Source organism: Caballeronia sp. Sq4a, from assembly GCF_023170545.1.
Taxonomy (GTDB): domain Bacteria; phylum Pseudomonadota; class Gammaproteobacteria; order Burkholderiales; family Burkholderiaceae; genus Caballeronia.
The window spans coordinates 2,300,877-2,312,839 of record NZ_CP084250.1; the positions used below are offsets into that span (position 1 = coordinate 2,300,877).

The window sequence follows — 11,963 nt, forward strand, 5'->3', positions numbered from 1 at the left end:
TGAGATGATGAGCGAAACCAAGGGTTGTCCGTTCGGCCACGGCACGACGGCGGCGCAAGAGAAAGACGGCTGGCACGACGCGCGGCTCGATTTCTCGGATTCGATGAGCTATGGCGACTATCTCGGCCTCGATTCGATTCTGACCGCGCAGCATCCGCTCTCGCCGGATCACAACGAGATGCTGTTCATCGTGCAGCATCAGACGAGCGAGCTATGGATGAAGCTCGCGCTCTACGAACTGCGCGCGGCGCTCGGCGCGGTGCATCGCGATGAACTGCCGCCCGCGTTTAAGATGCTCGCGCGCGTGTCGCGCATCTTCGAGCAGCTCGTGCAAGCGTGGAACGTGCTCGCGACAATGACGCCTTCAGAGTACACCGCGATGCGGCCGTATCTGGGCGCGTCGTCGGGGTTTCAGTCGCATCAGTATCGGCAGATCGAGTTCATGCTCGGCAACAAGAACGCGCAGATGCTCAAGCCCCACGCGCATCGGCCGGACATTCTCGGCGAGGTGCGGGCGACGCTCGAAGCGCCCTCTTTTTATGACGAAGTGATTCGCCTGCTCGCGCGACGCGGTTTCGAGATCGATCCCGCGCGCCTCGAACGCGACTGGACGCAGCCGACCACGCACGACGCGTCAGTCGAAGCCGCGTGGCTCGCGGTGTATCGCGAGCCGTCGAAGCATTGGGAACTGTATGAAATGGCGGAAGAACTCGTCGATCTCGAAGACGCGTTCCGTCAGTGGCGCTTTCGCCATGTGACCACGGTCGAGCGGATCATCGGCTTCAAGCAGGGCACGGGCGGCACGGCGGGTGCATCGTATCTGCGCAAGATGCTCGACGTCGTGTTGTTTCCGGAGCTTTGGCACGTGCGCACGCTCCTCTGAGCGTTCACCTTCACGCGAGCCGCGCGGCCAGCGCCCGCAGTTTTGGGCCGATGGTTTCGCGGAAATACGCTTCGTCCATCGACGATGCCGGGCCGCTGCTGCTCAACACAAGCCAGCGGCCATTGCGCTCGTCGCGAAACGGCGCGGCGATCGCGTTGACGTCGTCATGCCATTCGCGGAACGAGTAGCAGCAGCCGTCGCGGGCGAAGTCCTCGATCGCGCGCTCGGCGGCCGCAACGCGCGCCGCGCCCTCCGCTCTTCCCAACTCTTCCAATAACGCCGCCCGCGCGGCCGGCTCCTGCACCGCCAGATAGGCGCGGCCCATCGAGCTCGTGAGCATCGAAAGGCGCGAGCCGGGCGCAAGCCCGAGCGTCAGCGCCGTCTCGCTGCGGATCGTTTCGAGATAAATCATGTCGAGCCCGTCGCGGCAGCCAAGCGACACCGCCGCGCCGATCTCGCGCGCGAGCGCGCGCATGTGCGGCCGCGCAAGTTCGAGCGTGTCCGCGCCCGCGAGCAGCGCGAATCCCAGCGACAGCACGCCGGTGTCGAGCGCGTATTTGCCGGCGGCCTCGTCGAAACGCAGATAGCCGAGCGTCGCGAGCGTGTACGCGAGCCGATTGACGGTCGCCTTCGGCAATCCGGTCCGCTCGACGAAATCGCGGTTGGCGAGCAGCGTGTCGCCCGGCCGAAACGCGCGCAACATATCGAGACCGCGTGCGAGCGCGACCACGAACCGCCGCTCGTCGATGCCTTCGGGCGGCGTTTTTGCAGTGGCGTATGAGTTGGAATCGGCTTGCATCGAATGCTAAACTGAGAGTTCATTTCAGAACATTGTTTCGCACAGCGGAACCAACGTCAAGCGCCGCGCGATGGCGCTTTCCACGACTTGAGGAGAACGCGATGGCCGACGCCGCCCGCTTCAACTGGGAAGATCCGCTGCTTCTGGATCAGCAATTGACCGAAGAAGAACGCATGGTGCGCGACGCGGCGCGCGCTTACGCGCAGGACAAGTTGCAACCGCGCGTGATGCAGGCGTTCCGCGAGGAAAAGACGGATCCGGCCATCTTTCGCGAGATGGGCGAACTTGGCCTGCTCGGCCCGACGATTCCGGAGCAGTACGGCGGGCCGGGGCTCAACTACGTGAGCTACGGGCTGATCGCGCGGGAAGTCGAGCGCGTGGATTCCGGCTACCGGTCGATGATGTCGGTGCAATCGTCGCTCGTCATGGTGCCGATTCACGCGTTCGGCAGCGAGGCGCAGAAGCAAAAGTATCTGCCGAAGCTCGGGCGTGGCGAGTGGATCGGCTGCTTCGGACTGACGGAGCCGAACGCGGGCTCGGACCCGGCCAGCATGACGACGCGCGCGAAGAAAGTGCCCGACGGCTATTCGCTGTCCGGCGCAAAGATGTGGATCTCCAACTCGCCGATCGCGGACGTGTTCGTCGTCTGGGCGAAGCTCGAAGAAGACGGTCGCGATGAGATTCGCGGCTTCATCCTCGAGAAAGGCTGGAAGGGGCTTTCGGCGCCCGCGATTCACGGCAAGGTCGGACTGCGCGCGTCGATCACCGGCGAAATCGTGATGGACGACGTGTTCGTGCCGGAGGACAACCTGCTGCCGAACGTGCGCGGGCTCAAGGGGCCCTTCACGTGTCTCAACTCGGCGCGCTACGGCATCTCGTGGGGCGCGCTCGGCGCAGCCGAAGCGTGCTGGCATACGGCGCGGCAATACACGCTCGATCGCAAGCAGTTCGGTCGCCCGCTTGCCGCCAATCAGCTGATTCAGAAGAAGCTGGCCGACATGCAAACCGAAATCACGCTCGGGCTGCAAGGCGTGCTGCGCCTCGGCCGCATGAAGGACGAAGGGACGGCGGCCGTCGAGATCACGTCGATCATGAAGCGCAATTCCTGTGGCAAGGCGCTAGAGATCGCCCGGCTTGCGCGCGACATGCTGGGCGGCAACGGCATTTCGGACGAGTTCGGCGTGGCGCGGCATCTCGTGAATCTTGAAGTGGTCAACACGTATGAAGGCACGCACGACATCCACGCGCTGATTCTCGGGCGCGCGCAGACCGGCATTCAGGCGTTCTTCTAAACGCGCAGGCCCCGATTCGCGACAAGGCCGGTCCTGGCACGACCGGCCTTTTTCGTTGATGCGGGCCCGCAGCCGTTTTGTAACTTTCGATGCGCCGCTGAAACTTTTACGGGCCAGATCGTCTCCATGTTGGACAGGAGGCCGGCACAAGCGAGCGGCCCGCCCGCAGCGCCACGGCGGCAAGCGACTGGAACGGAACCTGCATCTGCAAGCCGCTGCAGCAAAGCCTCCTCGTCAGCGATGGCATCTTTGGTTACGATGCCCGTAGCCCCACCGATGGAGCTTTCAATGTCAGATACCAATAAGGAGCGATTCATGTCGGATATCAAAACCGTTCTCGCTGACGCCGAAGACCTGCTCAAGCAAGCCGCTGCCGCCACGGGCGAGCGCGCTTCCGAGCTGCGCGAAAGCGCCATGTCGCGCCTGAAACAAGCCAAGGAAAAAGCCGCCGACGCGCAAGTCGTCGTGGTCGAGCGTGGCCGTAAAGCGGCGCGCGCCACCGACGATTACGTCCACGAGCATCCGTGGGCGTCCATCGGAATCGCGGCGGGCATCGGCATGGTGATCGGTCTGCTCATCAATCGTAAGTAGTCGTTCCATGCTGCCCGCACGCGCGGGCAGCATTTTTTTCGCCGCAATGGCCCGAGGCTTGCTAAATCCGTAACCGATGCGGTCCTCCGGGATCGAATCAGTTCGAACTGCGACGCATTTATCCGGCGCGCGGCTCGACTTTCGCGCCGGCTCCTTGCTTCGTGCATCGGCCGGGAAATCATCAAGCGGCACCCAACGCGCTCTCGCACCCAAACCATGACGACAGAACGGCTACCGCGCGATTCGTCCCCCGGACCCTTGCGCCGCATTGTGAGTTCCGCCTTCGCCATCTTCGAGACCCGGCTGGAACTGATCGGCATCGAGTTGCAGGAAGAAAAAGTCAGGCTGATCGGCGTGCTCTTCCTCGGGCTCGCGGCCATGCTGCTCGCCATGATGGCGCTGATCTCGCTGACAGTGCTCATCGCCATATTCTTTTGGGATACCTATCGTTGGCAGGCGCTCGGCGGCATCACGCTGCTGTACGCGGTGCTCGCCATCGGATGCGGCCTGCGCGCGCGCGGCAAGTTGAGCGATGCCCCGCATCTGTTCGACGACACGCTCGACCAGTTCCGCAAGGACCGCGACATGTTCAACTAAGCGCCGCGGCGCGGCGCCTTTGAACGCGATCCCATTCTTTCCACGCGAAACTCACTTGCCCGTTCGATCATGAGCCATAACGACGCCACCTCCAGCGCAGCCAAGCAGGAAGTTCAGCAGCAGCTTCGCACGCCCGGCATGCGCACGCTGCGCAAGGAATTGCTGCTTGCGCGCGCGGATGTCGAACGCATGGAACTGCGGCAGGCCACGCACGAATTGCGCGATAACGTCGCGCATCTGCCGCTCATCGGCATGCTGGTGCCAGGAAGCCGCCCTGCGCGACGTGGCATCCGCAATACATCGCCGCGTGGCACCATCGCCGGCGCGCTGGATTCGCTGCTCGGCCGCGGCGGCGCGGGCAAGTTCAGCTTCCTGTTCAAGCAGTATCCGGTGGTCGGATCGCTCGCTTCGCTGCTGTTGACAAAGCCGGTGCGCACTCGCCTGTTGCGCGGCGCGAAGCCGCTCATCAAATGGGGCGGTCTCGGGCTGGCCGCATGGGAAGGCTGGCGCATCTGGCAACAGATGAAAGCCACGAGCGTGGAAACGTCCACCGACGCCGTCGATCCGACCGTTTTCTAGTCGCATAGCCGCATCATCCCTTGCCCGTCCAGCACGCGGCCGATCTGGCCGCGTCGAGCGCCGCTGCGCCATCCATCAGCCGATTCGAGCGCGAGCCGGTCGCGTCGATGGTGAACACGCCGCATGCGTCGGCCTCCATCGGACCGGGCGACACGGGTGCCGCTTCGATCGTATAACCGCCGTTGGTCGCGGACTCGGGCAAGAGCGTGAGCCGGTAGACGGCCGTTCCGCCCGACGGCGCCTGGTCGATGCCCGCGCTCAGCGCAACGGTGCCCGCTCCGGTCTGGGACAGCCGCGCGCTTTCCACGGACTGCACCGCCTTGAACAGCGCGGCAGCCGCGTCCAGCCGATGCGCTTTCGCGATATGCGACTGATACGCAGGAATGGCGAACGTCGCGATGATCGCCGCGACGCCTAGCGCGATCATGAGTTCTAGCAGGCTGAAGCCCGCGCTTGATCTCAGTTTGCTCATCCTTGGTCCTCCTTAGAATGGTTTCCCCGCGACGCGCCGCCATTGTTGCGTGACGGTGCCGTTCGTCGAATCGATGCGCAGTTGCAGCCAGGCTTCGGTCTGCGACGTCGCGCCGAAACCGCGCGCCGTGATCAGATACGAGGTCGCCGACGACTGACCGGAGCGCGACCACGTCTCGATCAGGCATTGGGGCGGACGCATAGCGTAAGGCCACGACGCGTACGGCGCGACTGCGAGCGCCGACGCGCCTTCGAACGACGCTTTCAGCCGCCAGCGTGCCGGCTCCTGATCGACCGCTCCTATCGCCGGCAACGCCGCCGACAGCATGTGGCTGCATCGGATGAGCGCGCTGTCCGCCGCATGGAACGCCTGCACGCGCTCGCGCGCCGCGACGGTCGTGCGCGCCGCCACGAGCGACGTTTGCAGCCATGCGCTCGCCGTGACGAGGATGATCGCCGCGAGTAGCAGGACAATGGGCAGCGCCGTGCCGCGAGACAACGCGCGACGGTTCATGCCGCGCCTCCCTGATTCGCCGAAGCTACATTGCGAATCTGCACGCGACGCCAGAACGCCTGATGCATGCGCGCATCGTCGGCGACGGCAGGCGCGCCGGTGCAATCCACGTAGTTCGTGCGGCGCTGCCTCGCGGCCGCGAAGCCTCGGACGAGCACGCACACGTCGGCGGCGCGAACGTCGGGCCAACGGTCGCGCGGGATCGCGGAAGCATCCACCGCGCTCGACGCGCCCGCCAGCCAGTACAAAACCCGAATGCGCTCGATGCCTTCGACCAGCGGCTGCGCCTGCTTGCCACTGCCCTCGCAATACAGTTCCGGCTCGCCCGTTGAGGCGCTGGCCTTCGCATACAAGCGGTTGCCGACGAAGGCATCCGCCACCGACTGGCCGATGCAATCCGTCGGGGCGCCCGCCGATGTCGGCCACGTCGAAACCGTGTCGGCTGCATAGCGCACCTGCACGCCGTCGGACCGGCTCGTCAGCGACTCGCAGGACGCCGCCGTATCCGCGCCGACCACGCGCGCCTGCGAGCAGCCGAATAGCGTGGCATCGGCGCGCGTTGCCCCGAAGCCCGCCATCTGCATCTGCTGGGCGATGAGGTCGAGCGCGGACACGCCGGCGTCGTGCATGCGCGCGGCGTCGGTGGCGCGGTCGAACGCCGCGCGCTGACCGCGATACAGAGACAGCATGGCCAGCACGATCAACATGCCGAGCGCGAGCGATATCGCGAGTTCGACGAGCGTGTGGCCGCGCGCGGGAAAAGAACGCGGCGTCATCGCGCGAACGCCAAGGCAATGCACGACGCGAGCGGCTTCGCTTGCGGCTCGGGGCACGGATCGGCGCGGTCGTCGGCGTGCCAGCTGACGGTCGCGACACGCACGCCGTCTGCGCGATCGAGCACCGCGACATCGCCATCCGGCAAGGTCGAGGACGCTATCGCCTGCCATTGCGACAGGACCGCCGCGCGATCCGCATCGCTGCGAATGCCTTCCGCGACCGAATCGGCGATGAGCGTCGCGCGCTCGCGCAGCAACGCGAGCCGCTCGCCCCTCGCGAGCGCGCTTTGCACCGCGACGATTCCGAGCGCCGTCACGGCAGCGAGCGCCAGCGCGATCATCACTTCCATCAGCGAATCGCCGCTTTGCGTCGTCTTCATGCCGATGCTCCGCAGCCGCCCTGCGTGATGCGCGGCCGCCCGCCCGCCGCGATGCGAATGCAGCGGCGGGCTGCGGGATTGCCAGCGGGATCGGCGCCGCGCTGGGAAAAGTCGAAGCTGCGAAAGCCGCCGATCACCTGCCCCGACGGCGGCGTGAACGAAAGATCGGTGGCCGCGCCCGCGATGGCGATGGAAGACATGGCCGGTTCAACGCGCAGCAGCGCCGGAACGCCGTCGCGATCGACGAAAAGCGCCCAGCCGCAAGACCAGTCCGTGATGCCGCCATCACAGCCTTTGCCGGATGCGAGGCAGTGACGCGCGGCGTCGATGCGGCAGAGCGTGACGCGCGCGCCGCGCCGCAGTGCTTCGGCCCGCGCGAGCGAAAGCGTCGAAAAGAACGAGCGCGCCCGGGCATCGACCTGATCGCGCATCTGCCAGGCGAAGAACGACGGCGCCGAGAAGGTCGCGATGATCGCCATGACGGCCAGCACGACGCACAGTTCGACCAGCGTGAAGCCGCTGAAGCCGGGTAAGTGAACGCGATTCATCTGCATCCCTGAACGATTCGAGTTGAAGAATGCTGAATCTATCGGGAAGCGACGCGCGCCGCCATTAGCCGAACGGCCTAGTGTTCAGGTCGCTTTTCGGGCGGCAGACTAGGCGCGGGAATGCGAGAAAACCTTGCGGAGGGCGAATGCGGAACGAATCAACGCTTACGGGAAGCGGATTTCTTGGGCGCGGCGCGGCGGAATTCCTCGAGCACGTCTTCGAACTCGGAAACGTCCTCGAAGCGTTTGTAGACGGAGGCGAACCGCACGTAGGCGATGGTGTCGAGCTGGCGCAATTCGTTCATCACGAGCTCGCCGAGACGCTCGCTCTGCACTTCGCGCTCGCCGCTGCCGAGCAGCTGATATTCGATGCGCGCAACGGCTGCGTCGATGGCGTCGGCCGCGACCGGGCGCTTGCGCAGCGCGAGCTTCATGCTGGCGACGATCTTGCGCCGGTCGAACTCGGTGCGGCTGCCGTCTTTCTTGACGACGGACGGCAGCGCAAGCTCCACGCGCTCGTACGTGGTGAAACGCTTGTCGCACGCAGGACAGCGCCGACGCCGCCGGATGGCCGCGCCGTCCTCCGACACGCGGGAATCGACGACCTGAGTGTCTTCGTGTCGGCAGAACGGGCAGCGCATCGCGGCGTGTCTCGGGACTGGGCTAGAGGATTAACGGTAGACCGGGAAACGCTTGGTCAGATCGGCCACTTGGGCGCGCACGCGCTCGATGGTCGACTGGTCTTCCGGATTGTCCAGCACGTCCGCGATCAGGTTGCCGACGATTTCGGCTTCCTTCACGCCGAAGCCGCGCGTGGTCATGGCGGGCGAACCGAGACGCACGCCGCTCGTGACGAACGGCTTTTCCGGATCGTTCGGAATCGCGTTCTTGTTCACCGTGATGTGCGCGGCGCCGAGCGCGGCTTCCGCGGCCTTGCCCGTGATCTTCTTCGCGCGCAGGTCGACCAGCATCACGTGGCTTTCGGTGCGGCCCGACACGATACGCAGTCCGCGCTTGACGAGCGTCTCGGCCAGCACGCGAGCGTTGTCGATCACGGCTTGCTGATACGCCTTGAACTCGGGCGCGAGGGCTTCCTTGAATGCGACGGCCTTGGCGGCGATCACGTGCATCAGCGGGCCGCCCTGAATGCCGGGGAAGATGGCCGAATTGATCTGCTTCTCGAATTCCGCCTTCATCAGGATGACGCCGCCGCGCGGGCCGCGCAGGCTCTTGTGCGTGGTCGTCGTGACGAAGTCCGCATGCGGCACCGGGTTCGGATACAGGCCCGCGGCGACGAGACCGGCGTAATGCGCCATGTCGACCATGAAGTAAGCGCCGACGCTCTTCGCGATCTTCGAAAGACGCTCGAAGTCGATGCGCAGCGCGAACGCCGACGCGCCCGCGACGATCAGCTTCGGCTTATGTTCCTTGGCGAGCGCCTCGGTCCTTTCGTAATCGATGTCTTCGGCTTCGTTCAGGCCGTAGCTCACGACGTTGAACCACTTGCCCGACATGTTCACCGGCGAGCCGTGCGTGAGGTGCCCGCCTTCCGCGAGGCTCATGCCCATGATCGTGTCGCCCGGCTTCAGGACGGCGAAGAACACGCCCTGATTCGCCTGCGAGCCGGAGTTCGGCTGCACGTTCGCGGCTTCGGCGCCGAAAAGTTGCTTCACGCGGTCGATGGCCAGCTGCTCGACGATATCCACGTACTCGCAACCGCCGTAATAGCGCTTGCCCGGGTAGCCTTCCGCGTATTTGTTCGTGAGTTGCGAACCCTGCGCGGCCATGACGGCCGGGCTCGTGTAGTTTTCCGAGGCGATCAGCTCGATGTGCTCTTCCTGTCGGCGGTTTTCCTGCTCGATGGCCTTGAGCAATTCGGGATCGACTTTGGCAAGGGTACTTTCGGCTCTGTCGAACATACGTTTTCCGTGAGATCAAAACAGGTTGACCGGATCGCGCGGGCGCACGAAAGGCTGGACACCGATGAAGTCCAGACGCGGCGGATGAGGGAAGAATCCGGTTTCGCGGAACGGACAGCCACCGGCAACGCAGCGACGGCGCGCGGATCTCAGCTGCCCAGGCGAACGGCAAAACGACGCTCCGCGCTTCCTAGTGGGTCGTTCCACCTTGAATCCGAAGATTCTATCGCCAGTCACGCGGGGTTTGAGCGTTGTAGTTTAATGGGCGGCCGGGCTTTAGGCAACCGGCCTCCGGGGCCCTCCGCGAGCCTCTTTTGCGGTGCGTGGCTGCGCCCGGAAGCACGGTCGTTCGCGTGCGCGGTCGCTTGCCGCCTGGCATCAATGGAAGTACCCTTTGCGCCGTTGCCGGATGCGTGCCCGCGCGCCGCCCGGTTCGGCCTATCGCTTATCTCCAATCGGAGCTCGACCATGATCGTCTTCGTCACCGGCGCGTCAGCCGGCTTCGGCGCCGCCATCGCGCGCGCTTTCGTCAAGGGCGGCCATCGCGTCGTCGCGGCGGCGCGTCGCAAGGAACGCCTCGACGCGCTGTCGAAGGAACTCGGCGACGCCTTGTTGCCCGTCGAAATCGACGTGCGCGACGAGAGCGCCGTGCGAAACGCGATCGCATCGCTGCCTGACGGCTTTGCGCAGATCGACGTGCTCGTGAACAACGCCGGCCTCGCGCTCGGTCTCGAGCCCGCGCAACGCGCGAACTTCGACGACTGGAAGAACATGATCGACACGAACTGCGCCGGTCTCGTCGCCGTCACGCATGCCGTTCTGCCGGGCATGGTCGAGCGCAATCGCGGCCACGTGTTCAATCTCGGCTCGGTGGCGGGTACTTATCCGTATCCAGGCGGCAACGTCTACGGCGCGACCAAGGCGTTCGTGCGGCAGTTCAGCCTGAACCTGCGCGCCGATCTCGCGGGCACCGCATTGCGCGTGACGGATATCGAGCCCGGTTTGTGCGGCGGGACCGAGTTCTCCAACGTGCGCTTCAAGGGCGACGACGACAAGGCCGCGTCCGTCTACAAGGACGTGCAGCCGCTCACGGCCGAGGACATCGCGGACACGATCTACTGGATCGCCACGCGGCCGGCGCACGTGAACATCAACACGATCGAACTGATGCCGGTCGCGCAGACGTTCGGACCGTTGCAAATTCACCGCGGCTGAGCGGCAAACTGCCTGAGGATTTGGCGAGCACTGAGCGGGTTCCGGTAAAATGCCGCGGATGAATATCTGTCAAAAAGCGAGCCGCAGCGGTCTGAGAAGGCCCGGCGCAAGCGGGGCGGCGCGCAGGTGAGCAATCCGTCCGTTTTCGAATGGCCGATTCGCGTGTACTACGAGGACACCGACGCCGGCGGCATCGTTTTCTACGCGAATTACCTGAAGTTCTTCGAGCGCGCGCGTACCGAATGGCTGCGCGCCTGCGGCATCGACCAGCAACGCCTCGCGGAATCGGACGGCATCGTGTTCGTCGTGAAAAGGACGTCCGTCGATTATTCAGCGCCCGCGCGTCTCGACGACGTGATCCGCGTCGTCAGCCGTATCGAGCGGCTCGGGCGCGCGTCGGTGGACTTTCATCAGGAAGCGTGGCGCGACGGCGTGCTGCTCGCGAGCGGCGAGATTCGCGTGGCGTCGGTGGATCGCGCATCCATCCGGCCCGCCGGCATTCCGGCAGCCGTCCTCGACGGACTCCGGCGCGGCCCTCCTGCGGCGCAGTCAGCCGATGCACCCATCGCGCCGCATGGCGGATTCAGCCGTGGTTAGCAGCGCAAGACAATCGAGAAAGAGCCGGCAAAGGCGCGGCTTTCGTTCCGTTCACATCTCATTCACGAAAGCCTGACGCTCCGACCGGACGCCGTTTTCCGGGAAGTAACAGCGGACCTTTATGAACAATACACAAGACCTGTCGATCGTATCTCTCGTCGTCCATGCCAGCGTGCTCGCGCAGGCCGTGATGGCGCTCTTGCTGGTTCTGTCGCTTCTGTCGTGGACCTTCATCTTCCGCAAGTGGTTCGCCATTCGCCGCGCGCGTGCGCAGACGGAGCGCTTCGAACGCGATTTCTGGTCGGGCGGCGACCTCCAGGCGCTGTATCAGAGCGCGGCGAATAACCGTCACACCATCGGCGCGCTCGAGCGTATCTTCGAGTCGGGCATGCGCGAATTCCTGAAGGGCAAGGAGCGCCGCATCACCGATCCGAGCGCGATTCTCGACGGCTCCCGCCGCGCGATGCGCGCCGCGTTCCAGCGCGAAATGGATGTGCTGGAAGCGAACCTCGCGTTCCTCGCGTCGGTCGGCTCGGTGAGTCCGTATATCGGTTTGTTCGGCACGGTCTGGGGCATCATGAATTCCTTCCGGGGTCTCGCCAACGTGCAACAGGCGACGCTCGCGAACGTCGCGCCGGGCATCGCCGAGGCGCTCGTCGCCACCGCGATCGGCCTGTTCGCCGCAATTCCCGCCGTGGTCGCGTACAACCGCTACGCGCACGACATCGACCGTCTGGCGATCCGCTTCGAGACCTTCATCGAAGAGTTCTCGAACATCTTGCAGCGTCAGGCGCACTAACAG

At 65.0% G+C, this 11,963-nt stretch carries 16 protein-coding genes and 1 riboswitch; of the genes, 8 read left to right on the forward strand and 8 right to left on the reverse strand.

Annotated elements, in window-relative coordinates; all coding sequences use genetic code 11:
* Window positions 1–7 precede the first annotated feature (7 nt).
* The gene (gene kynA, locus LDZ24_RS10910) at window positions 8–883 is read left to right on the forward strand and encodes a tryptophan 2,3-dioxygenase (RefSeq protein WP_248320461.1); all 876 of its coding nucleotides are present in this window, start codon (window positions 8–10) and stop codon (window positions 881–883) included.
* 10 nt (window positions 884–893) lie between these two features.
* Here the strand turns inward: kynA and LDZ24_RS10915 are convergent, their stop codons facing one another.
* Window positions 894–1,682, reverse strand: a complete 789-nt coding sequence (locus tag LDZ24_RS10915; protein WP_248320462.1) for an IclR family transcriptional regulator — start codon at window positions 1,680–1,682, stop codon at window positions 894–896.
* Between the two features lie 101 nt (window positions 1,683–1,783).
* On the opposite strand from LDZ24_RS10915, the gene LDZ24_RS10920 reads away from it, so the two are divergent.
* The 4 genes from LDZ24_RS10920 to LDZ24_RS10935 all read left to right on the forward strand — a co-directional run bounded on the left by LDZ24_RS10920 (window position 1,784) and on the right by LDZ24_RS10935 (window position 4,741).
* A complete protein-coding gene (locus LDZ24_RS10920; protein WP_248320463.1) occupies window positions 1,784–2,974 on the forward strand; it encodes an acyl-CoA dehydrogenase in 1,191 nt (396 codons plus the stop codon).
* Between the two features lie 288 nt (window positions 2,975–3,262).
* Window positions 3,263–3,565, forward strand: a complete 303-nt coding sequence (locus tag LDZ24_RS10925; protein ID WP_175944915.1) for a YqjD family protein — start codon at window positions 3,263–3,265, stop codon at window positions 3,563–3,565.
* Window positions 3,566–3,781: 216 nt separating this feature from the next.
* Entirely contained in the window at window positions 3,782–4,162 is a 381-nt protein-coding gene (locus tag LDZ24_RS10930) for a phage holin family protein (protein ID WP_175944917.1), read from the forward strand.
* A gap of 69 nt (window positions 4,163–4,231) precedes the next feature.
* Window positions 4,232–4,741 carry a DUF3318 domain-containing protein gene (locus LDZ24_RS10935; protein WP_248320464.1) on the forward strand — a complete coding sequence of 170 codons (510 nt, stop codon included), beginning with the start codon at window positions 4,232–4,234 and terminating at the stop codon, window positions 4,739–4,741.
* 13 nt (window positions 4,742–4,754) lie between these two features.
* Here the strand turns inward: LDZ24_RS10935 and LDZ24_RS10940 are convergent, their stop codons facing one another.
* From LDZ24_RS10940 to glyA, 7 genes are all read right to left on the reverse strand, one after another.
* Complete coding sequence (locus tag LDZ24_RS10940) at window positions 4,755–5,213, reverse strand: type IV pilin protein (RefSeq protein WP_248320465.1); 459 nt, start codon at window positions 5,211–5,213, stop codon at window positions 4,755–4,757.
* Between the two features lie 12 nt (window positions 5,214–5,225).
* Window positions 5,226–5,726, reverse strand: a complete 501-nt coding sequence (locus LDZ24_RS10945) for a pilus assembly PilX N-terminal domain-containing protein (protein WP_248320466.1) — start codon at window positions 5,724–5,726, stop codon at window positions 5,226–5,228.
* Window positions 5,723–6,502, reverse strand: a complete 780-nt coding sequence (locus tag LDZ24_RS10950; RefSeq protein ID WP_248320467.1) for a PilW family protein — start codon at window positions 6,500–6,502, stop codon at window positions 5,723–5,725. Before LDZ24_RS10950 ends, LDZ24_RS10945 begins: the two co-directional genes overlap by 4 nt.
* A complete protein-coding gene (locus LDZ24_RS10955) occupies window positions 6,499–6,882 on the reverse strand; it encodes a prepilin-type cleavage/methylation domain-containing protein (protein WP_248320468.1) in 384 nt (127 codons plus the stop codon). Before LDZ24_RS10955 ends, LDZ24_RS10950 begins: the two co-directional genes overlap by 4 nt.
* Window positions 6,879–7,436, reverse strand: coding sequence for a GspH/FimT family pseudopilin (locus LDZ24_RS10960; RefSeq protein ID WP_248320469.1), 558 nt, complete (start codon window positions 7,434–7,436; stop codon window positions 6,879–6,881). Before LDZ24_RS10960 ends, LDZ24_RS10955 begins: the two co-directional genes overlap by 4 nt.
* Before the next feature lie 152 nt (window positions 7,437–7,588).
* A complete protein-coding gene (gene nrdR, locus LDZ24_RS10965) occupies window positions 7,589–8,071 on the reverse strand; it encodes a transcriptional regulator NrdR (RefSeq protein ID WP_175944931.1) in 483 nt (160 codons plus the stop codon).
* Window positions 8,072–8,101: 30 nt separating this feature from the next.
* Window positions 8,102–9,349 carry a serine hydroxymethyltransferase gene (gene glyA / locus LDZ24_RS10970; RefSeq protein ID WP_248320470.1) on the reverse strand — a complete coding sequence of 416 codons (1,248 nt, stop codon included), beginning with the start codon at window positions 9,347–9,349 and terminating at the stop codon, window positions 8,102–8,104.
* A gap of 148 nt (window positions 9,350–9,497) precedes the next feature.
* Window positions 9,498–9,596, reverse strand: a riboswitch (ZMP/ZTP riboswitch).
* Window positions 9,597–9,817: 221 nt separating this feature from the next.
* Here glyA and LDZ24_RS10975 point away from each other — a divergent pair.
* The 3 genes from LDZ24_RS10975 to tolQ all read left to right on the forward strand — a co-directional run bounded on the left by LDZ24_RS10975 (window position 9,818) and on the right by tolQ (window position 11,960).
* The gene (locus LDZ24_RS10975; RefSeq protein ID WP_248320471.1) at window positions 9,818–10,564 is read left to right on the forward strand and encodes an SDR family NAD(P)-dependent oxidoreductase; all 747 of its coding nucleotides are present in this window, start codon (window positions 9,818–9,820) and stop codon (window positions 10,562–10,564) included.
* A 126-nt stretch (window positions 10,565–10,690) separates the two neighbouring features.
* Window positions 10,691–11,161: a tol-pal system-associated acyl-CoA thioesterase gene (ybgC, locus tag LDZ24_RS10980; protein WP_175944937.1), complete on the forward strand. Its 471-nt coding sequence runs from the start codon at window positions 10,691–10,693 to the stop codon at window positions 11,159–11,161.
* A gap of 121 nt (window positions 11,162–11,282) precedes the next feature.
* Entirely contained in the window at window positions 11,283–11,960 is a 678-nt protein-coding gene (tolQ, locus tag LDZ24_RS10985) for a protein TolQ (protein ID WP_175944939.1), read from the forward strand.
* The last annotated feature ends 3 nt before the right edge of the window (window positions 11,961–11,963 follow it).